We start from the raw sequence: 21,120 nt of genomic DNA on the forward strand, positions 1-21,120 counted from the left end.
AGTGTCGTTTCATGACCGACTTCACGAAGCTGTTCCTCGGCGGGCACTGGACCGCGCCGTCGACCGAGGAGACCGCGGAGGTCTTCTCACCCGCAACGGAAGAGCGCGTCGGGAGCACTCCCGTCGCCGCTCCCGCCGATATCGACGCTGCCGCAGCGGCAGCGCGTACGGCCTTCGAGTCGGGTCCGTGGGCCCGAACCTCACCCTCGAAACGAGCACAGGTTCTCGGTAGGGTCGCCGCGCTGATCGAGGAGCGTAGCGCCGCACTGACGGCCGTGACCTCCGACGAGATGGGCGCGCCTCACTCGATGGTCGGGATGCTGCAGCAGACCCCGGCGCTCGCGGTTCTGCAGTACTACACGCAGCTGGCCGAGTCGTTCCCGTGGACCGAGACGCGGCACGGCCCGTTCGGACAGACGCGGGTCACCCGCGAGCCCGTCGGCGTCGTTGCCGCCGTCATCGCCTGGAACGTCCCGCTGTTCCTCGCCGTCAACAAGCTGGCCCCCGCACTGCTCGCCGGATGCTCGGTACTGCTCAAGCCCGCACCGGAAACACCCCTCGGAGCCAATCTGCTCGCGGACATCTTCACCGAAGCGGGAGTCCCCGAAGGCGTGCTGTCGGTACTGCCCGGCGGCGCCGAGACCGGGGAGTACCTCGTCTCGCACCCCCTGGTGGACAAAGTGACCTTCACCGGCAGCACCGCCGTCGGCAGGTCCATCGGCACCATCGCAGCGCAGCAACTGAAGCGGTGCTCCCTCGAGCTCGGCGGCAAGTCCGCGGCAATCCTGCTGGAGGACATGGACATTGCGTCGACGATGCCGATGCTGCTGCTGTCGGGGTTGATGAACACCGGTCAGGCGTGCGTGGCGCAGACCCGCATTCTCGCGCCGCGTTCACGCTACGACGAGATCCTCGACGCCATGGCCCTCGGCGCCGGATCGATGAAGGTGGGAGATCCGACCGATCCTGCCACCCAACTCGGTCCGCTGATCTCGGAGAAGCAGCGGCGCCGTGTCGAGGGCTACATCGCGAAGGGCAAGGAGGAAGGTGCGCGCCTGGTCCTCGGCGGCGGCCGTCCCGAGGGCCTGACCACGGGGTGGTTCGTCGAACCGACCATCTTCGCCGACGTCGACAACTCGATGACCATCGCCCGCGAGGAGATCTTCGGGCCGGTCCTGGCGGTGATCCCGTACGACTCCGAGGACGAAGCGATCAAGATCGCCAACGATTCCGACTACGGTCTCGCGGGCTCGGTGTGGACCACCGACATCGATCACGGACTCGACGTCGCCGCACAGATCAGGACGGGCACCTACGCGATCAACTGGTACGCCTTCGACCCCGGCTCACCGTTCGGCGGCTACAAGAACTCCGGCATTGGACGCGAGAGCGGACCCGAAGGCCTCGACGGGTACTGCGAGCTCAAGTCGGTCCTGATGCCGCCGGGGTATGCGGGCTGAAGGGTGCCGACATACATCTGCACCGGGATCTACCATTCTCATCCCACGTTTCGGGTGAGGACTGTAGATCCCGGTGCAGATTAGATGCTGGTTACGCTTCCAACCGCTGCTTCAGTGCGTCGAACTCGTCCTTGATACCGGTCGGCAGTTTCTCGCCGACGAAGTCGAACCACTCCTCGATCAGCGGGATCTCGGCCTTCCACTCGTCGACGTTCACCGCGAGAGCCTCGGCGACGTCTTCGACGGTGGTATCGAGTCCCGAGATGTCGAGTGCGTCGGCGGTGGGCACGACACCGATCGGAGTTTCGACGCCTGCAGCCTTGTGCTCGATGCGCTCCACGATCCATTTCAGGACGCGGGAGTTCTCACCGAATCCTGGCCAGAGGAAGCGCTTGTCGTCACCGCGGCGGAACCAGTTGACGTAGAACACCTTCGGAAGCTTCGACTCGTCGGCGTTCTTGCCGAGGTCGATCCAGTGCTGGAAGTAGTCACCGACGTTGTAGCCGAGGAACGGCAGCATCGCCATCGGATCGCGGCGGATGGTGCCGACCTTGCCCTCGGCGGCCGCGGTCTGCTCCGAGCCGACGGTGGCGCCCATGAACACACCGTGCTGCCAGTCGCGAGCCTCGGTGACCAACGGGACGGTCGTCTTGCGACGTCCACCGAAGAGGATCGCCGAGATCGGCACGCCCTTGGGGTCGTCCCACTCGTCGGCCATCGACGGGCACTGAGCCATCGGCACGCAGTACCGCGAGTTGGGGTGAGCGGCAAGCGAATCGGACTCCGGAGTCCAGTCGTTGCCCTTCCAGTCGATGAGGTGCTGCGGGTCGCCTTCGAGGCCTTCCCACCACACGTCGCCGTCGTCGGTCATCGCGACGTTGGTGAACACCGAGTTGCCCTGATCGATGGTCTTCATCGCGTTGGGGTTCGAGTCCCAGTTGGTGCCGGGTGCGACGCCGAAGAATCCGAACTCGGGGTTGACGGCGTAGAGGCGACCGTCCTCGCCGAAGCGCATCCAGGCGATGTCGTCGCCGATGGTCTCTGCGCGCCAGCCCGGAATGGTCGGCTGAATCATCGCGAGGTTGGTCTTGCCACATGCGGACGGGAACGCCGCCGCGATGTAGTACGCCTTGTCCTCCGGCGAGATGAGCTTGAGGATCAGCATGTGCTCGGCGAGCCAGCCCTCGTCGTGCGCCATGGCCGAGGCGATGCGCAACGAGTAGCACTTCTTACCGAGTAGAGCGTTGCCGCCGTAACCAGAGCCGAAGCTCCAGATCTCGCGGTCCTCCGGGTAGTGCGTGATGTATTTGGTGTCGTTGCACGGCCATGCGACGTCGTCCTGGCCTTCGGCGAGCGGTGCGCCGAGCGAGTGCAGTGCTTTGACGAAGAATCCGTCGGTTCCGAGCTTCTCGAGTACCGCCGCACCCATACGAGTCATGACGCGCATCGACACCACGACGTATTCGGAATCGGTGATCTCGACGCCGAGCTTGGGGTCGTCCGCACCGAGCGGTCCCATACAGAACGGGACGACGTACATGGTGCGTCCGCGCATGCTGCCGCGGTAGAGACCGGTCATGAGCTCACGCATCTCCGACGGGTCCATCCAATTGTTGGTGGGACCGGCGTCGATTTCACGCTTGGAGCAGATATAGGTCCTCGACTCGACACGTGCGACGTCGGAGGGGTCGGAGTTGCCCAGGAACGAGTTCGGCTTCTTCTCGTCGTTCAGACGGGTGAACGTCCCGGCGTCGACCAACTGAGTGGTGAGTCGTTCCCACTCCTCGTCGGAACCGTCAGCAAAAACCACCCGATCCGGCTCGGTGAGTTCTGCTACCTCCTGAACCCAGGCAAGGAGCTCCCTGTGCTGGGTGGGAGGTGCGGCGTCAGTGCCGTTCAAACCGGGAATGGTCGCTGAGGTCATCTAACTCTCCTGGGGTGAGCCGGAACCGGATCCAACGTCGTCCACTGCTGGGCAATACAGCGGCGCGACGCAGACCTGATTGTTCCCCTGGGTGGGGACCTGCCCGATCACTCGATCTGCGTATACAGCATCATACTGGTCACGTCAAACCCAGGACACGGGCGCCGGGTGTCCTGGTCCCAGGTTAACGCCGGAAGTTGCCAAACCGGAATCAGGGTGTTGTCCGATTGGTCACAAGAACGATTCAGCTACTGGAAAGTAGGCGTTCAGATGCTCCGAGCTGCCATGATTCCATGTCTTGACATTAAATTCTTTCCGTGAATTCTAGGGGAACAGCTCTTCTGAAGCCGATTGTTCCCACCGGGCGGTGCCGTCCGCGGCCCTGAATATGGCCCAGGATTCGTAATGACCACCACGTCCGAAACTGCTGAACGTATCCGTCACACCATCGGCATCTCGGTCGGTTGCCACCGTCACCCCGGCGTCGGTGGTGGACACGCGCGTCTCGAACAGGCCGTCACCGTCCACGTCGAACAGTTCGACGACGGCAGCTACCGAATGCTCCTCGAAGGCACAAGCGTCGAGTCCGGATGAATGCAGGCCGGGAACGATTGCATCGTCGATATCCATCAGCGAACACTCCGATCTTCTTTCATGACCCCGAAACCATCTATATGTTTCGACGCACGGAAGATGCCTACGGTTCCCCCCGAATGCGCGATCGGGAACTTCTCCACACCTCGGTCGAGGGCCGCCAGATCTCGATCGCACGCGGCCAACACACCGGCGCGGCGTTCGGCGGCAGATCGCAACTCGGCCTCCACCCGTTCGAGATCGGATTCGGCGGTGCGCAACGATGATCTGACCGATTCGCTCGACGCTGGTACGAACACCGATTCCACGGCCAGAACCCGCGCAAGAGCTGCCTGCTCCCACGACGACTTGGCCGACGCGGCTGCGTCGGCGGACCACGTTCGAAGGTGCGCACGGTCGGCGATCAGTGCCCTCGATCGCACCAGCCACCACGCCGACAGCGCTCCGACCAGCAGCGACATCGGTAGGATCACCAAGTCCAGGGCCGGCACCGTGGACAGCGGCGACACCGCAATTCGCCCCAGGCCCACACCCGCCGATGCTCCGACGACGACCATGACCCTGTCCTCGACGCCTTTCGTGCGCGCAGCGGGTTCGACCGATTCGGCCGGCAAATCCTCGTGTGCGGGAATGTCGACGCCGAGCTCGAGGTCGTCGGCGATCGCCCGCATCCGCACCGTCAGTCGTGAGTCGACACGCTCGCGCCCCTGCGCGAGTTGCTCGATCAGGTGCGAGGACAGGTGCTTCGACTCCGACCTCGCCGCCGTGGCGATGGATTCCCGTGCCCGTGACGCGAATCCGCGCGTCTCCTCGTTGATGTCGTGGATCGACTCGGCCCTGGCGAGTTGCAGTCTGCTGCGCAGTGTCGCCGTGCGTTCGGCCCGCTCGCGGTCACGCCGGTCCGTCAGTCGCGCGCGTTCGGCTCGCAGACCCGCCGTGCTCGACGCGCTCGTCACGGCACGCGCCTTGTTCACGATCTCGTGTCTCGCCCCAGCGGCCGCAGCATGCACCGACGCGTGGAATTTCCGTCGACGCGCCACATCGATGGACTGCGCAGACGCCGAGACGACGAACGCAGCGAGCTCCTCGATTCCCGATTCCTCGTACAGTTCGCGTCGAACATCGGGGTCCACGGCGATGCGGGAGCGTTCGGCGAGTGCGGCAGAGGTGGCCCAGAACGACACGTCCACCGCCCGCGGAACCAGCTCTGCGATGGAGGACGCCACCACACGTGCGACCGAACGCCACTCGCGGTGCACGTCGATCTTGTTGACGACGACGGCCACGGCGGTCGACTCCAGCGCGGGTGTCAGTTCCGCCAATGCGCGACGACCGATCGGCGCCGCAGCGTCGAGAACGAACACCACCGCCGCAGCGGATGCGACATCGGGACTGTGTTCGAGTGCGTCGCCTGCGCTGCGCTCGAGCTGAGTGCGCAGCGCCGACACTCCTGATCCGGCGATGCCCGTGATGTGCACACCGCGCGGCGTCACGCGCGCGGCGCGGGCGATCCCGTCGAGGCCCGCCGGGTTCCACCGCCGTAGAACACTGTTCAGGTCGGCGGGAACGTCGATCACGCGCGCATCCTCAGGTAGCCCCTCGATACCGCGAAGAAGGCCCGGCGGTGACTGGGGTCGACCGCCGAACACGCGCGTCGATGCCATTCCAGAGCCGCATCCACCGGAGAGCCGACGGGCTCCGCCACGTTCGTCGTACGTAGGGCCGACCGCATGATGACGAGCACTGCCTCGTCGGACGCGAGGTACTCCTCCAGTCTCTCGCTCACCGCCGGGAACTGGACGGCGAGCTCGGTCAGCCGGTGCGCCAGCCTGCCCGCTCGATCGACACGAACACCGTCGATGCTCGATCGAACTGCGTCCATCATCGGCGCGAGACCGCTGACCTCGGCCAGCCTGCGGCGCAGAAAAACATCGTTGCGAGCCGGATCCTCTCGAAGCGCCTCGACGACGGTACGGACCCCGAGCATCTCGATCGCGTCGACGAGATCGTGCCTGTCCTGCCTCGACAACGACGAGTCGGCGAGCTCGAACCGCTCGGGCGTCAGCAGCGCGGACTCGGCGATGGCCACGAGACCGTCGCGTAGCCCCGCGAACGTGACAGGTCGGCCGCCGAGCACCGTCCGCGCGATGGTGCCCGTCAACGGCAGGACCGGAACCCCTACGGCCTCCGTCAGTCGCTCGACCGCACCGGGGACGTCGTCGACGGTGTCGGCCTTGGCCAGTACGACCACCGGGCACGATGCAGCCGCGATGACGTCGACGTCGGCGGCCTGCACGCCACCGGCGAGCACATGGATCAGTACGTCGCCGTCGAGAATCGGATCGGGTGACCGCGGAACGTCGACGGCCGCGGACTCGGTGGTCTCCACGTCCGGGCCCGTCAGTTCCTCGTGGTGATCGAGGACGGCACGCACCGTCGACTTCCCGACACCCACGCGACCCGTCACTTGCACGCGGATCCGCGTGAAACACCGATCGAGCGCCGTGGACACCTGATGGCCGAGCTCGCCGTCGCGTACCGACAGCTCCGAAGCCAGCCGTCGTAGACGCCCCTGATCCACACCGTTCATCGAGATCCCCCCGGTGCGGCTTCGGGCCGCGAACGACAGGTCCCCACCCGTCGCGGCATCGCACCGGTGGCAATTCTGACATACGACGCCGACAGAATTCCTGCCGTGGAGGGGCCCTGGCCTGCACCGACATCAGAAGTCTCAACTTCAACTCGAGACCCATCTGTCACACACTCGCTCGATGGGCGACAATGGACCCGTGAACGACGCACGGAGCACCACCCAGAACCTCCAGCCGGGGGACGAGACGGCCCCCGAACGAGGGTCCCGGCTCTACCCACGAGTGACGAGTTTCAGGTCGAGACGTGGTGCTCTGACCGAGGCCCAGCAGACCACCTGGGACGCACTGTGGCCGACCATCGGCCGCGACGTCGCCGACGACAAGATCGACGTCGACGCCTGGTTCGGCAGGTCCGCGCCGGCAATTCTCGAGATCGGATCCGGAACCGGCACCGCCACCACCGCGATGGCGACGGCCGAGCCGCACGTCAATCTCATGGCCGTCGAGGTCTACCGCCCAGGTCTCGCGCAGACACTGCAGCAGATCGAACGCCAGCACATCGACAACATCCGCCTTCTGCGGGGTGATGCGATGGACGTTCTCGAGAACATGCTGACCTCGGAGTCGTTGACCGGAGTCCGCGTATTCTTTCCTGATCCGTGGCCCAAGGTTCGCCACCACAAGAGGCGGCTGCTGCAGGGACCGACGTTCGCGATGATCGCCGACCGGTTGAAGCCGGGCGGCGTTCTGCATGTCGCGACCGATCACGCGGAGTACGCGGAATGGATTGCCGAGGCCGGGAACGCCGAACCGGCCCTGTCCGTTCTCGACTGGGAATCTCCGATGACACACGAGCGTCCGGTCACCAAGTTCGAGGGCAAAGCCCAGCTTGTCGGCAGTTCGGTGACGGAGCTTATTTGGGGGAAGAGCAGATGATGAGCGCCAGCGCAGACGTTTCGGAGACCACGCTCGACCCGATACCCGCACTCGACACAGGTGATTCTCGACACACCAAACGTGTCCTTCTGGTGTGGGACGCACCGAATCTCGACATGGGACTCGGCGCCATTCTGGGCGGACGCCCGACGGCCGCGTACCGGCCTCGCTTCGATGCGCTGGGGCGATGGCTTCTGCAGCGAACGGCCGAACTGTCCGCGAACGGCACGACGACGCTCGAACCCGAGGCAACGGTGTTCACCAACATCGCGCCCGGCAGCGCCGACGTCGTTCGCCCGTGGGTCGAGGCGTTGCGTAACGTGGGATTCGCGGTGTTCGCGAAGCCGAAGGTCGACGAGGACAGCGACGTCGACGCCGACATGCTCGACCACATCGAGTTGCGTAATCGTGGTGGCGGGCTTGCCGGTGTCATGGTCGCGTCCGCGGACGGCCAAGCGTTCCGCGAACCGTTGGAAAGCATTGCCGCAACGGGTGTACCCGTCCATGTGCTCGGATTCCGCGAGCACGCAAGCTGGGCGGTCACCTCGGAGACCTTGGATTTCCTCGACCTGGAGGACATTCCCGGGGTCTTCCGCGAGCCATTGCCGCGGGTGAGTCTCGACTCCCTGCCGGACGAGGGCGCGTGGTTGCAGCCGTTCCGCCCACTGTCCGCCCTGCTCGTCGGGCGCCAAGGAGTTTCTTAAGTGTTCGCCAGATGGGGAGATCTCGTGTACCGCTTGCGGTTCACGGTCATCGGAGTCATGGTGGCGGGGCTTCTCGGCTTCGCTGCGTACGGGCTGGATCTGAACGATCATTTGAGCCAGAGCGGCTGGGACGACCCCGGATCCGAGTCGGTGCAAGCATCCCGGCTCGCCGATCAGACCTTCGGGCGGGACACTCAGGGCGACGTCATCGTCCTGTACTCGGCGCCCGCGGGTAAGACGGTCGACGACCCCGAGTTCAACTCCAAGGTCGTCGGCAGTCTCAACTCGCTCGTCGCCGATCACCCCGACCAGATCGCCAAGATCAACGGCACCTACTTCAAGGTGGACGGTGCAGTCAGCGTCGGAGCCCTGGCAACCCAGGACAAGACGCACGCCATCGCCAGCATCGCCATCGTCGGCGACGACGACACGCAGCTGACCAACAACTTTCAAGAAATCAAGGACGTCTTCTACATTGACGGCGTCGACGTCCAGGTGACCGGCCTCCAAGCTGTCGCAGGGGCGTTGCAGTCGACCATGGCCGGTGACATCCACCGCATGGAGCTTCTCGCCATCCCCGCCGTCGCGGTGCTGCTGTTCTTCATCTTCGGCGGCGTCGTGGCCGCCGCGCTACCGCTCATCGTCGGCGGTCTCACCGTCGTCGGCGCCAACGGCATCGTGAAGGTGTTCACCAACTTCACCGAGGTCAACAGCTTCGTCGCGCCCGTTGTCTCTCTCGTCGGGCTCGGACTTGCCATCGATTACGGGCTCTTCATCGTGTCGAGATTCCGAGAAGAGCTGGGCGACGGCTATTCGACCAAGCAAGCCGTGCGCCGATCGGTCATGACCGCAGGCCGAACGGTCGTCTTCTCGGCGACGATGATCGTCGCTTCGCTCGGTGGCCTGTTGCTCTTCCCTCAGGGTTTCCTGAAATCCGTCGCCTACGGGTCGATCGCCACGGTCGCCCTCGCCGCGCTGACCGCGATCACGATCCTGCCCGCGATGCTCGCCATCCTCGGCCCACGCGTCGATGCACTCGGCCTCAAGTTCATGCGCAAGACCAAGTCGTCCGAGGAAATCGAGAACGGCATGTGGGGCAAGCTGACCCGCTGGGTCATGCGCAACCCGCTCAAGGTCACCATCCCCATCGTCCTCGGCCTCGTGCTGCTGACGCTGCCGGTCGGCAACATCAAGTTCGGCGGCATCAACGAGACGTACCTCCCGCCGGACAACGTCACTCGACAGGCTCAGGGTGAGTTCGACGAACTCTTCCCGGGCCAGCGCACCGAGCCGCTCAAACTCGTCATCGAGAACGCGCAGGGAGCCAACCTCGCCGCGATCACCAAGCAGGCCAACCAAGCGCCTGGACTCGTGGAATCGTTCTCCCCCACCGGCGCCAGCAAAGACGGAGTCATCGTCTTCAAGGCAGGCCTCGTCGACCGCAACGACTCCAAACCTGCGATCGACTACCTGCGCAGCATCGACGTCCCCGACGGCGCGACCGTGTCCGTCACCGGAACCCCGGCGATCGAGCAGGACAGCATCGCCGCGCTGATCGACAACCTCCCGCTCATGGCGATCCTGGTCGTCTTCGTCGTCACATTGCTGATGTTCCTGACGTTCGGATCGTTGGTGTTGCCGATCAAGGCCGTCCTGATGACGACGCTCGGACTCGGCGCGACGATGGGCATCCTGACGTGGATCTTCATCGACGGCAACGGTGCGAGCTTCATGAACTTCACACCGGGGCCGATCATGGCACCCGTATTGGTGCTGATCATCTCGATTGTGTTCGGGCTCTCCACGGATTACGAAGTCTTCCTGCTCTCCCGCATGGTCGAGGCGCGCGAGAAAGGCGCGTCGACGAGCGAAGCCATCCGCATCGGGACCTCACACACCGGCCGCATCATCACCGCAGCGGCGCTCATCCTCATCGTGGTGACCGGGGCATTCGCGTTCTCCGATCTGGTGATGATGAAGTACATCGCCTACGGCATGATCGCCGCACTGATCATCGATGCGACCCTCATTCGCATGTTCCTCGTCCCCGCGACGATGAAACTGCTCGGTGACGACTGCTGGTGGGCACCGCAGTGGATGAAGCGGATCCAGCAACGACTCGGACTCGGCGAGACCATCCTCGAGGACGAGTTGATGCCGCAGGACGTTCCCGAACTCGCGACCGTGGGAGCAGCGCGGACATCGACCGTCCGTCCCCCTGTGCGCACGGCACCACGGCCGGACGAGCCGCTGACCGAGCCGATTCCCGTCGTCGCGCCGTCGGGTTCCGGGCCGATCCGTGCCACTCACGTGGCCAAGGAAACCGAACGACGATCGGTCACCGGCAAGCCTGAGAAGGCACCGCAAGAACAACCGCAGGCCCAGGTGGTCCGTCCCAGCACACCGATCGCACCGCCCGTCCCCGACGAGCAGCCTCCAGCGCGGACGCAAGCACCCACCACGCGGGAGACCGTGCAGCCGACTCGCGCATCCGGTGTGGGGCGCCCGACCAGCCCGGACCCTCGCTCCATCGAGAGTTGGCTCGCGGACCTCCGGGCACCGTCGGAGAAGCCCCGCACATCCGCAACCCCGACCGACGCTCCCTCGAACAACGACCAGGTAGTGGCCAACGGTTCTTCCGCGCGCAACGGGTACGGGCACGCAGGCACCAACGGGCACTCGCCGTACACGAACGGTTCCTCGAACGGCAGTGCAGCCAACGGCAGTGCAGCCAACGGCAGTGCGACCAACGGCAGTGGCACCAACGGCAGTGGCACCAACGGCAGTGGCACCAACGGCAGTGGCACCAACGGCAGTGGCACCAACGGCAGTGGCACCAACGGCAGTGGCACCAACGGCAGTGGCACGAATGGCAGTGCAACCAACGGCCGCGGGGCCACCACGAACGGCACCGGCGGTCTGCGCGGATACAGCACCGGTTCGAGCGGATCTTCCGATGCGGGCTCGGAGTCCACACGGAGGAGCACCCCGAGCGAACCGCAACCGCGGTACGACGCGTCGACGCGCAATGCGCCACCGCGCCGGCCCGAGCCTCCCCGCCAGGCCGAGCCACCTGCTAGGTCCGAGCAGCCTGCTCGGCCCGCCGAGCCGACGCGTCGGGAACCGGAACCCGGCAACGCCGAGAGCACTCCGTTGCCGACGTCGCGCGCAAGTCGCCGAGCCAACCCCGAGACACCGGAGTCGGATGACGAGGATCGCGGGCGTCACCGCGGTGGTCAGCAGGCGTTGAGCGTCAGTGAGTTGCTGGCGCGAGAGCGAAGGAAATAGGCGCGACACATACATGAGAGCGGTCACTCCGAATCATCGGAGTGGCCGCTCTTCGTGTGGCCCGGCACGATCGACAACCGTATCCAGACACGGGGGGAAGCATGTTCGCGAAGTGGGGAGATCTGGTTCATCGGCTGCGATTCACGGTCATCGCAGTGATGGTGGCGGGATTGCTGGGCTTGGCTGTCTACGGCATAGGCGTCGAGAATCATCTGAGCCAGAGCGGTTTCGACGACCCTGGATCGGAGTCGGTCGAGGCCGCAGCACTCGCCGATGCCACGTTCGGTCGCGACAGTCAGGGCGACGTGCTCGTCCTCTACACCGCGCCGGAGGGCAAGACCGTCGACGATCCCGATTTCTCTGCAGCGGTCACCGGGAGCTTGAACTCGCTGGTCGCCGATCACCCTGATCGGATCGCCGCGATCAACGGCACCTATTTCAAGGTCGACGGCGTCGTCAGTGTCGCGGCCCTGGCCACCGAGGACAAGATGCACGCGGTCGCCAGCATCGCGATCGTGGGCGACGACGACACGCAGCTGACCAACAACTTTCAGGACGTCGAGGACGCCTTCTACATCGACGGCGTCGACGTTCAGGTGGCCGGTCTGCAGGCCGTCGCAGGAGCGTTGCAGTCCACGATGTCCGAGGACATTCACCGCATGGAAGTACTCGCGATTCCTGCCGTCGCGGTGTTGTTGTTCTTCGTCTTCGGCGGTGTCGTTGCCGCCGCGCTGCCGCTGATCGTCGGTGGACTCACCGTCGTCGGCGCCAACGGTGTGGTCAGGATGTTCACCAATTTCACCGAGGTCAACACATTCGTGGCGCCTGTGGTCTCGATGGTCGGACTGGGGCTCGCGATCGACTACGGATTGTTCGTCGTCTCCAGGTTCCGCGAAGAACTCGGAGACGGCCGCACGCCGCAGGAAGCCGTTCGCCGTACCGTCATGACAGCGGGTCGCACCGTCGTGTTCTCGGCCACGATGATCGTGGCGTGCCTCGGTGGCCTGCTGCTGTTTCCGCACGGATTCCTCAAATCGGTTGCCTACGGATCCATCACGACCGTCGCACTGGCCGCACTCACTGCGGTGACGGTTCTCCCGGCGATCCTGGCGGTTCTCGGCTCCCGCGTCGACGCCCTCGGCTTGAAGTTCATGCGGAAGACGAAGTCCTCCGAGGAAATCGAGAACGGTATGTGGGGCAGGCTGACTCGATGGGTCATGCGGCGTCCGGTCAAGGTTGCCGCCGTGATCGTGTTGGGCTTGCTCGTACTGACTCTGCCCGTCGGCCGAATCGAATTCGGCGGTATCAACGAGACCTACCTGCCACCGGACAATCCCACGCGCGTCGCGCAGGCGCAGTTCGACGAACTGTTCCCCGGTCAGCGAGCCGAACCGCTGAAGCTGGTCATCGAGGGTGCCCAAGGTGCCGCGCTCGGCCAGATCACGAGCCAGGCCAACGACGCTCCCGGTCTGGTCGAGAAATTCTCGGCGACCGGGGCCAGCAAGGACGGCATCATCGTCTTCAAGGCCGGGCTGGTCGATCGGAACGATGCAGGCCCGGCCATCGACCATCTACGCAGCATCGACGTCCCCGACGGCGCAACCGTGCAGGTCACGGGAACCCCTGCCATCGAGAAGGATTCGATCGCGGCGCTGGTCGATCTGCTTCCGTTGACCGCGATCCTCGTGGTGTGCATCGTGACACTCCTGATGTTCCTGACATTCGGATCGTTGGTGCTACCGATCAAGGCCGTCCTGATGACGACACTCGGCCTCGGTGCGACGATGGGGATACTGACGTGGATCTTCATCGACGGGCACGGGGCGGGTCTGTTGAACTTCACTCCCGGTCCGATCATGGCGATGATTCTGTTGCTGATCGCCGCGATCGTGTTCGGCCTGTCGACCGACTACGAGGTGTTCCTGCTCTCCCGCATGCTCGAAGCGCGCGAAAAAGGCGCCAGCACAACCGATGCCATCCGGATCGGAACTGCGCATTCGGGTCGGATCATCACCGCGGCCGCGCTGATCCTGATCGTCGTCACGGGTTCGTTCGCCTTCTCGGATCTGGTGATGATGAAGTACATCGCCTACGGAATGATTGCCGCACTCATCATCGACGCCACGGTGATCCGCATGTTCCTGGTGCCCGCGACGATGAAGCTGCTCGGTGACGACTGCTGGTGGGCTCCGCAGTGGATGAAGCGGATTCAGCAGAAACTCGGGCTCGGCGAGACGTTCCTGTAGCCGGGCAGATAGGCGGGGCTATATGACGGCAGGGGTTGTGACGGCAGGAGTTGTGACGGCAGGAGTTGTGACGGCACGGGTTATGTGGCGGCGGGTGCCTTCTCCCGTTCGGCGAAGACCTTGGCGTATCGAGTTCCGGCGAACAGCAGCAGAAGTCCGACGACGATGAACGCTCCCACTCGGAACAGCCCGTCCAGTGCGACGAGATCGAACAGAAACAGCTTCGTCACTGCCGCGGCGGTCAGGGACAATCCCGTCAACAGTGCGGTGTGCGCGTACTTCTCGCTCCTGAGACCGAGGACGAGCAAAGCCATTGCCACGACCATCCATTCGATCGTCGCGAGGCACTGCCCGGCAACAAAACCGGTGGCGCCGCCGAATGTCGCGACACCGAGGGTCACCGTGGCCGAGGTGAGCGCATACAGCGACACGATCCCCGCGATCACCCAGCACGATCGAAGATTCGGGCCCACGATCGACAGCGTCGACGCGACGGTCACCAGTCCGACTGCGGTGACGGCCAACAGGACACCTGCGATCACCACGCCGAATTGCCCTGTCGCATAATCGGAGTCCATCAACGATGCAGGTGGGGAGACGACGAGGAACCCGAGCGCCCCGAGCATTCCGAACGCCGCACCGATCCAGTAGAGCAGCCTGGACGACATCTGCTGCGCTGCAGCAACAGCGCCCAATGCGATCACCAAGAGCGCAAGCGGGCGAAGGTCGACCGACGTCGGCACCAGTACGGCCTGCAGCAACGCGAGCGACCCGGCGACCGACAGCACGATCCTGGCGCGGGCGGGCAACCATGCAGCCAGGGCGATGGTCAGGACGCAGGCCACGGCGACCACGCCCTCGATCAGCGACTGCGTCCATGGCTCGAACACGGCGCCGATCGACAGAACAGGCACTGCGACGATGCCCATCGTGACCGTTGCCATCGAGTCGGCACTGTTCCGGCGCAGTAGTTCTGCAGCGCTTGCCACACCGAACACGAAGACGATTCCCGCAATGACGAGGAGCTGGATCGCGTCGGACGAGGGAAGTGTCCACATCGCCGCGCGTGCGATGCCGACGAGGAGGACGATGACGATCGGCACGGTGCGCACGAGTTCGAGAATCGGCCAGTGCCTCCCCAGCTGCGCAGGGAAGCTCGCGACGAACATGGCCGTGAAGAATGCGATGAGCGGCAACGTTATTCCGCCGGTGACGAACGGCGCGCACCCCGCAACGCCGATCAGGATCAACGACGCCATCGGCTGCGAGCGCCAGGAGACGGCCAATGCGACGCCTGCCGCGGCGATGCCGAACGCCACGATCAATCCGAGTGCCGGTTCGAGCCAACCGTAGATCACGGTCACCGCAACGACATCGAGGTACAGCCCGGCAATTCCGGTCGCTGCGACAGCGATCCCGCCCACACGCCCACCGGGCCTGCCGAACACGCGAGTCCCCACGAACACCAGCGCGGCCGAGAAGATCGCGCCTGCGCCGACGCGCAACTCCGGTCCGAACCACCCTGCCTGGGCCGCCAACACCAGCAGCATCACGACGCCGACGAGTGTGACGCCTGCACCTGCGACGGCCAGCAGTCTGCTGATCACCCCGTCCCGCTGCCACCAGGGGTCCTTGGCAGCAGGTGGGACCGGCCGAGGCGGCCGGGGTGGCAGGGTGTGCACCTGCCTCTGGGGCTGGGGCTGGGGCTGGGGCTGCCGCACGGGTTGGGGCTGGGGCTGCCGCACGGGCTGGGGTTGGGGCTGCGGTTGAAACTGCGACTGCGGTTGAAACTGCGACTGGGGTTGAAACTGCGGCTGAGATTGGAACTGCGGCTGGGACTGGGTCGCCAGCTGGGCGTGCAGAGCGCCCAGGTCGCCCGAAGCTTGACGCAGGTGCTCACCGAGGGACGCGAACTGGCCGGAGAGCCTGGCCACCAACTGCGGGTCGATGCCGGAACTACGCGGAGTTGTCATGCAGACGATCCTGGAAGATCGGTCGCCCTAGCGCGTGAGTAGTACTACCCGGTTGTCACCAGGGGTTTTGTCTTCGCCCTGGCCACGGTATGTGTGTTCGCCGAAACATCGAGGTGGTCAGCCCGCCTGCGCGATGCGCCACCGTATGTCGATGCTTGCCTTCGTCGGCACGTCTGGATGACGCCACAGGTGGGCCCCGCTCGCATCGCCGACCCCGACCCCGACCCCGACCAACAGCCGACCCCGATCAAACACTGGCCGGAGAATCAGCGAGCGATCCGTCACGACGCAGTCTGCCCCGCCAGCGCGAGTCTGAGTTCGCGACGCCGTTCGCGGCTGACCCGCCCACCGGACAGTGTCGGAGCCGAACCGAGCAGCAATGCCGTGTACGGGTGCGTCGGAGCATTGACGACACTGGCGGTCGGGCCCACCTCGACGATCTTGCCCTCATACAACACCGCGATGCGATCGACCAGTGATGCCACCGCCCCGAGATCATGGGAGATGAACAGCTGCGCGATGTTTCGAGACCGCCCGAGTTCACCCAGTAGTTTCAGGATCTGAATTCTGTTCACCGAATCGAGTGCACTGACCGGCTCGTCGAGCAGCAGCAGTGATGGATCGAGCACGAGCGCTCGCGCCACCGCGACGCGTTGACGCTGCCCGCCCGAGAGCTCCGCAGGTCGCCTCGACGCGATCGCTCGATCCAGGCCGACACTGTCCACCACGTCGGCGACTCTGGCGCGAATATCGCTGCGCTCCAGACCACCTCGGACCACGAGCCCTTCAGCGATCGATTCACCCACCTCGATGTCCGGGTCGAGGCTCGCGAGAGGGTCCTGAAACACGTACTGCACCGAACCGGTGCGTCGGTGCGCCCTGAGCTCGCTCGTGCTCAGTGAGTCGATTCGCTGCCCACGAAGTTCGACCGTCCCGGACGTCGGAGTGATCAAGCCGAGCACAGTTCGCGCGAGAGTCGTTTTTCCGGAACCGCTTTCGCCGATCAGTCCGACCTTTTCGCCTGCTTCGATCTCCAGGTCGATTCCGTGCAGGATCGTCTTGCGCTTCGATCGGACACCACGATCGACACGCAGGTTGTTCAGCCGCAGCAGCGGCGGACTATCGGGCACCTGCGTTCTCCTTCTCCAGCACGGCTTCCAAGCCGTAGTCACGATGGTTGTTCACCAGGTGGCGCGTGTACTCGTGGCGAGGTTCATTCAGAAGTCTCTCCGCTGTTCCCGCCTCGACGACGGCGCCGTCACGCATGACGATCACGTCGTCGCACACCTGCGCGACCACGGCCAAGTCGTGCGAGACCAGAACGAGCGCCAGCCCGAGTTCGATTCGCAGATCGTCGATCAGGTCCAGGACGGCGGCTTGCACGGTGACATCGAGCGCGGTCGTCGCTTCGTCGGCGATGAGCAGTTCCGGTTCTGCGCACACTGCGATCGCGATCAGAACACGCTGGAGCATGCCACCCGAGAGTTCGTACGGATGCTGCCGGTAGACCGACTCGGGGTCCCGCAGACCCATCTTGGCGAACAGTTCGACAGCACGTCGCTTGGCATCTTTCCGCGACAGCCCCGCGGTCGCCCGCAGCGCCTCGGCAAGCTGCTCGCCGACGCGTATCGACGGGTTGAGATACGCCGACGGGTCCTGAAACACCGCCGAAATGCGCGTCCCGCGGAGCGGACGCCACTGCTTGCTCGTCAGCTCGGTCAGCTCGACACCGCCGAAATCGATCGATCCGGACGACACTGCGATGCCGTCGGGCAGAATCCCGAGAATGGAACGGCAGGTCAACGACTTTCCACTTCCGGACTCGCCGACGATTCCGAGCGCACCACCCTTGTTCAGCACGAAATCGACGCCGCGTACCAGCTCGGTGCCGTCGGCCAGAGCGATGTGAAGATCGCTGACCGTCAGGACCGGGACCCGCTCCGATGCAGTACTTTTCGTCAGTTCGACCGTTTCAGTGGACATCGTGGTCGACCTTCTTCGTCTCGGTGTTCGTACGGGCCCTCGGGGCACTGCTGGCATCCCGTACGGCGTCGGCGAGGGCATTGAGTGCCCACACGGTCGCCACGATCAGCAGCGCGGGGACGACGGGTGACCACGGCGCCTGGTAGAGATACTGCAGACCGCCGGCCAGTAGGCCGCCCCACGTCGGATCCGGTGGTACGACGCCGATTCCGAGGAATGTCAGCGACGAGACGATGACGAGGCTCGCTCCGGTCATCGTGGCGAACGTGACACCGACGGCCGGTGCGACCTTGCGGACCGCGTGCCGCACGATGATCCATCGCGTCGTCGCCCCCATGAGCGCTGCCGCCTCGACGTACTGCGAGTTCGCGACCGTCATCGCTGCCGCTCTGGTGACTCGGTAGAAAGCGGGGGCGATGAGGATTCCGACCGCGAACATCGCCTGCGTCAAACCGTTGCCCAGCAGCGCCGTCATCGCCACGGCGAACACCAGGAAGGGCAGTGTGATGAGTGCGTCCATCAGACGCAGCGTGAACCATTCGACTCCGCGCCCCAGGTACACCGACAGGAATCCGGGAGTGACACCGAGAAGAAACCCGACGACGACGGCTTGCAGCGCGGACAGCACCGACACGGTGGATCCGGAGAGCACACGGCTGAACACATCTCGGCCGACGCTGTCGGTGCCGAGCCAGTGCGCAGCACTCGGACCGTCGAGGATGGCAGAGCTGTTCTGCTCCAACGGATCGAACGGCGCAAGCAGCGGCCCGAGGACAGCGAGGAGGACCACGATCGCCAAGACGACGAACGCGAGCTGCACCGAGCGGTACCGCACCAGTGTCGAGAACATGTCTGTTTTCACTCTCTCCGTTTGGCTGCAGGTTGGAGCATGCCCTGGGTGATGTTGACGACGACGTTGCACACCAGAACGAACACGATGGCAACGACGAGTGCACCCTGAACGATGGGTACGTCTCCGCGCAGCGCCGAATCGGCTGCCAACCGGCCGAATCCGGGCATCGAGAACATTGTCTCCATCACGACGGCCCCACCGATGAGCGTCGGAATCTTCATGCCGAGAATTGCCAGTGCCGGCCCGGCACCGTTACGCAGGGCATGGACGAGAAGGATCCTTCTCGGGCTGATCCCGCGAACGACGGCTCCGACGATGTAATCCTGCTCCAGTTCGGCGACCATCCCGGTACGCAACTGGCGCGCGACGTCGGCGACGACATCCATGCTCAGCGCCACGGCCGGCATGATCACGAGCATCAGCCATCGGTCTGGATCTTCTTCCAGCGGAACATATCCGGCCGACGGGAGCCAGCCGAGCCACACACTGAAGACCAGAATCAGACCGATCGAGATGACGAACGGTGGAAGTGTGGACACCACGGAGGTGTAGGCGGTGACCGCCCGATCGAACAGACTCCCCCGGTACACCGCGGCGAGCAGGCCGAGGCTCACTCCCGCGACCAGACCGATGAGCAACGCCAGACCCGCGATCGAGGCACTGACGGCGAGCCGCTGCTCGATGAGTTCCGACACCGGAATCTTGTTGAACCACGACACGCCGAGGTCGCCCGTCAGAACTCCCGACATCCAGTCGAGGTACTGAGACCACACCGGTTTGTCCAAACCGAATTCGGCGTCGATCCGCGCGATCGCCTCGGGAGTCGCTGCATCTCCCGCGATTCCAGCGGCGGGATTGAGCCCACTCGTCGCGCCCAGCAGGAACGTGATGAGCGTCGAGAACAGGAAGACCGGAACCACGATGAGCACGGTGCCGAGAACAACGCGGGCAACGCCGCGCAGCCGCGCCCCCCACACCGACGGAGCCGGTGCTCCGTCGATGTGGGGGGTCTCGATCGCGGTTGTCGTCATGAGACGGTGACGCCTTCCCACCGAACCTGGGACGGAAGGATGTTCAGGTTCTGCAGATCAGGATTGGACACGATGACCCACGGCTTGCTGAACAGGTAGTTCGTCGGCGACTGCTCGACTCCGACCTTCACCGCGTTCCACAGAACGCTCTGGTACTCGGGATCTTCCAGCGGCGTACTGCGAACCTGTTCGAGGGCGGCGAGGAACTCCGGGGAGGAGTGCGGTCCACTCAGATTCATGATTCCCTGCGGACCGTAGGTGGCGAGCAGATTCTGCACCGGGGACTCACGGCCGATGGTTCCGTCGGTGGCCAACTGCGGGTTCTTCGCGATGTAGACCTCGCTCTGCCACGTCGACGATCCCGGCGGCACGACGGAGATGGTCGACTCGACGCCGATCTTCTTCAGTTGTGCCTGAGCGAGTTCCGCGTGGCTGGACTCTGCCGACGAGGTGGTGATCTCGATCGACAACTGCCCTGGGCCGTAGCCTGCATCCTTCAGCAAGCTCACTGCACGGTCCGGGTCGTAGCTCCACAGGTTCTCGATCTCGGGGTTGAACGCGAGGTATCCCTTCGGGAACGGCTGGTTGGTGGTGCTGCCGAGTCCGCCGGTGACGACGTCGACGAACGCCTGCCGATCGAAGGCGTACCGGAATGCCTCGACGACCTTGGGATTGTCGAACGGAGCTTTGTTCAGGTTGATCGACACATCGGTCACCGCGAGCGAAGGCTCGACCGTCACATTCAGTCCGGCGGCTTTTGCTGCGTCGGCCTGCAGCGCAGGCAGTGTCGCGAAATCGATCGCACCGGACTGGACTCCGGCGACGAGCGTTGCCGGGTCGCCTACGACGCTCAACTCGAACCGATCGATGTCGATGTTCTCCGCATCCCAGTAGTCCGGGTTCTTCTCGAAGTACGCGTGATCCTCGGCGACGAAATCGGTGATCTTGAACGGGCCTGCTCCGACCGGCCACACGCTGAGCTTCTGAGTGTCCGACGCGGCCGCCGGGCTCGAGATCGCACCGGTGCGTCCCGCTACCAGGTACGGAATCTGATAGTCCGGGTACGCGAGCTTCAACGTGACATCGGTTGGGCTGTCGGCGGTCACCTCGGTGACGTCGGCCAACTGATCCTTGAGGAACGAATCTTCCTGCGTCTTACCGCGATCGAAGAATGCCTTGACGGCGGTCGCATCGAGTGCGGTGCCGTCGGTGAACGTCAGTCCGTCACGCAGTGTGAACGTGACTGCGGTTCCCGATGGGTCGTACTCCCAGCTCTCGGCCAACGACGGTTCGACGTTGCCGCTCTCGTCGAGCCGAGTGAGCGAGGCGTATGCGAGGCTGATGGTGTTGATGTCGTTGCCGGTGCGGCTGGTCACCGGATCCCAGGAGGTGGGGAGATAGAACGCCCACTTCACCTCGGATCCGTCTGCGCTGCTGCTGCCGCCGCAGGCTGTGGCGATGAGCGAGACGATCAAACCGAGTGTTACTACGCCGGCGGTCCGCCGACCTGTCTTGCTCACTGGATACTCCTGAAGAG

General features: G+C 64.6%; 16 protein-coding genes. 6 read left to right on the forward strand and 10 right to left on the reverse strand.

Annotation, left to right across the window (positions count from 1 at the left end):
- The first annotated feature begins 11 nt into the window (after window positions 1–11).
- Window positions 12–1,460 (forward strand): aldehyde dehydrogenase, encoded by a 1,449-nt coding sequence (locus tag RY1_RS15600; protein ID WP_072804634.1) that lies wholly within the window; start codon window positions 12–14, stop codon window positions 1,458–1,460.
- 91 nt (window positions 1,461–1,551) lie between these two features.
- On the opposite strand, the gene RY1_RS15605 is transcribed toward RY1_RS15600, so the two are convergent.
- From RY1_RS15605 to RY1_RS15620, 4 genes are all read right to left on the reverse strand, one after another.
- Window positions 1,552–3,384 carry a phosphoenolpyruvate carboxykinase (GTP) gene (locus RY1_RS15605; protein ID WP_072804635.1) on the reverse strand — a complete coding sequence of 611 codons (1,833 nt, stop codon included), beginning with the start codon at window positions 3,382–3,384 and terminating at the stop codon, window positions 1,552–1,554.
- A 324-nt stretch (window positions 3,385–3,708) separates the two neighbouring features.
- Window positions 3,709–4,014 (reverse strand): DUF6802 family protein, encoded by a 306-nt coding sequence (locus tag RY1_RS15610; protein ID WP_072804637.1) that lies wholly within the window; start codon window positions 4,012–4,014, stop codon window positions 3,709–3,711.
- Complete coding sequence (locus tag RY1_RS15615; protein WP_072804638.1) at window positions 4,014–5,555, reverse strand: hypothetical protein; 1,542 nt, start codon at window positions 5,553–5,555, stop codon at window positions 4,014–4,016. Before RY1_RS15615 ends, RY1_RS15610 begins: the two co-directional genes overlap by 1 nt.
- Entirely contained in the window at window positions 5,552–6,568 is a 1,017-nt protein-coding gene (locus tag RY1_RS15620; RefSeq protein ID WP_072804640.1) for a hypothetical protein, read from the reverse strand. The genes RY1_RS15615 and RY1_RS15620 overlap by 4 nt, the downstream gene beginning before the upstream one ends.
- Window positions 6,569–6,749: 181 nt before the next feature.
- Here RY1_RS15620 and trmB point away from each other — a divergent pair, with 181 nt between their 5' ends.
- The 4 genes from trmB to RY1_RS15640 all read left to right on the forward strand — a co-directional run bounded on the left by trmB (window position 6,750) and on the right by RY1_RS15640 (window position 13,743).
- Window positions 6,750–7,505, forward strand: a complete 756-nt coding sequence (gene trmB, locus RY1_RS15625; protein ID WP_072804642.1) for a tRNA (guanosine(46)-N7)-methyltransferase TrmB — start codon at window positions 6,750–6,752, stop codon at window positions 7,503–7,505.
- Window positions 7,505–8,209, forward strand: a complete 705-nt coding sequence (locus tag RY1_RS15630) for an NYN domain-containing protein (RefSeq protein ID WP_072804644.1) — start codon at window positions 7,505–7,507, stop codon at window positions 8,207–8,209. The genes trmB and RY1_RS15630 overlap by 1 nt, the downstream gene beginning before the upstream one ends.
- Window positions 8,210–11,497 carry an MMPL family transporter gene (locus RY1_RS15635; protein ID WP_072804645.1) on the forward strand — a complete coding sequence of 1,096 codons (3,288 nt, stop codon included), beginning with the start codon at window positions 8,210–8,212 and terminating at the stop codon, window positions 11,495–11,497.
- A gap of 101 nt (window positions 11,498–11,598) precedes the next feature.
- Complete coding sequence (locus RY1_RS15640; RefSeq protein WP_072804647.1) at window positions 11,599–13,743, forward strand: MMPL family transporter; 2,145 nt, start codon at window positions 11,599–11,601, stop codon at window positions 13,741–13,743.
- An 80-nt stretch (window positions 13,744–13,823) separates the two neighbouring features.
- On the opposite strand, the gene RY1_RS15645 is transcribed toward RY1_RS15640, so the two are convergent.
- On the reverse strand, window positions 13,824–15,350 hold the full coding sequence (locus RY1_RS15645) for a DUF2339 domain-containing protein (protein ID WP_072804648.1): 1,527 nt from the start codon (window positions 15,348–15,350) through the stop codon (window positions 13,824–13,826).
- Between the two features lie 69 nt (window positions 15,351–15,419).
- On the opposite strand from RY1_RS15645, the gene RY1_RS30635 reads away from it, so the two are divergent.
- A complete protein-coding gene (locus RY1_RS30635; protein ID WP_072804649.1) occupies window positions 15,420–15,758 on the forward strand; it encodes a hypothetical protein in 339 nt (112 codons plus the stop codon).
- A gap of 239 nt (window positions 15,759–15,997) precedes the next feature.
- On the opposite strand, the gene RY1_RS15655 is transcribed toward RY1_RS30635, so the two are convergent.
- From RY1_RS15655 to RY1_RS15675, 5 genes are read right to left on the reverse strand one after another with little or no spacing between them, the layout of a single operon-like run.
- Window positions 15,998–16,846: an ABC transporter ATP-binding protein gene (locus RY1_RS15655; protein ID WP_072804651.1), complete on the reverse strand. Its 849-nt coding sequence runs from the start codon at window positions 16,844–16,846 to the stop codon at window positions 15,998–16,000.
- Entirely contained in the window at window positions 16,836–17,699 is an 864-nt protein-coding gene (locus RY1_RS15660) for an ABC transporter ATP-binding protein (protein ID WP_072804652.1), read from the reverse strand. The genes RY1_RS15655 and RY1_RS15660 overlap by 11 nt, the downstream gene beginning before the upstream one ends.
- Complete coding sequence (locus tag RY1_RS15665) at window positions 17,689–18,561, reverse strand: ABC transporter permease (protein WP_245819689.1); 873 nt, start codon at window positions 18,559–18,561, stop codon at window positions 17,689–17,691. Before RY1_RS15665 ends, RY1_RS15660 begins: the two co-directional genes overlap by 11 nt.
- Window positions 18,558–19,583: an ABC transporter permease gene (locus tag RY1_RS15670; RefSeq protein ID WP_072804656.1), complete on the reverse strand. Its 1,026-nt coding sequence runs from the start codon at window positions 19,581–19,583 to the stop codon at window positions 18,558–18,560. The genes RY1_RS15665 and RY1_RS15670 overlap by 4 nt, the downstream gene beginning before the upstream one ends.
- The gene (locus RY1_RS15675; RefSeq protein ID WP_072804657.1) at window positions 19,580–21,103 is read right to left on the reverse strand and encodes an ABC transporter substrate-binding protein; all 1,524 of its coding nucleotides are present in this window, start codon (window positions 21,101–21,103) and stop codon (window positions 19,580–19,582) included. The genes RY1_RS15670 and RY1_RS15675 overlap by 4 nt, the downstream gene beginning before the upstream one ends.
- Between the last annotated feature and the right edge of the window lie 17 nt (window positions 21,104–21,120).

Origin of the sequence: Rhodococcus yunnanensis NBRC 103083, from assembly GCF_001895005.1 — a bacterium.
In the GTDB taxonomy this organism is placed as follows: Bacteria; Actinomycetota; Actinomycetes; order Mycobacteriales; family Mycobacteriaceae; genus Rhodococcoides; species Rhodococcoides yunnanense.

What these genes read in the sequence shown, in the direction of transcription:
- RY1_RS15670 (WP_072804656.1), bottom strand. Translation starts at nt 19,583, where the DNA reads ATGACGACAACCGCGATCGAGACCCCCCACATCGACGGAGCACCGGCT.
- trmB (WP_072804642.1), top strand. Translation starts at nt 6,750, where the DNA reads ATGGGCGACAATGGACCCGTGAACGACGCACGGAGCACCACCCAGAAC.
- RY1_RS15600 (WP_072804634.1), top strand. Translation starts at nt 12, where the DNA reads ATGACCGACTTCACGAAGCTGTTCCTCGGCGGGCACTGGACCGCGCCG.
- RY1_RS15630 (WP_072804644.1), top strand. Translation starts at nt 7,505, where the DNA reads ATGAGCGCCAGCGCAGACGTTTCGGAGACCACGCTCGACCCGATACCC.
- RY1_RS15640 (WP_072804647.1), top strand. Translation starts at nt 11,599, where the DNA reads ATGTTCGCGAAGTGGGGAGATCTGGTTCATCGGCTGCGATTCACGGTC.
- RY1_RS15610 (WP_072804637.1), bottom strand. Translation starts at nt 4,014, where the DNA reads ATGGATATCGACGATGCAATCGTTCCCGGCCTGCATTCATCCGGACTC.
- RY1_RS15620 (WP_072804640.1), bottom strand. Translation starts at nt 6,568, where the DNA reads ATGAACGGTGTGGATCAGGGGCGTCTACGACGGCTGGCTTCGGAGCTG.
- RY1_RS15605 (WP_072804635.1), bottom strand. Translation starts at nt 3,384, where the DNA reads ATGACCTCAGCGACCATTCCCGGTTTGAACGGCACTGACGCCGCACCT.
- RY1_RS15660 (WP_072804652.1), bottom strand. Translation starts at nt 17,699, where the DNA reads ATGTCCACTGAAACGGTCGAACTGACGAAAAGTACTGCATCGGAGCGG.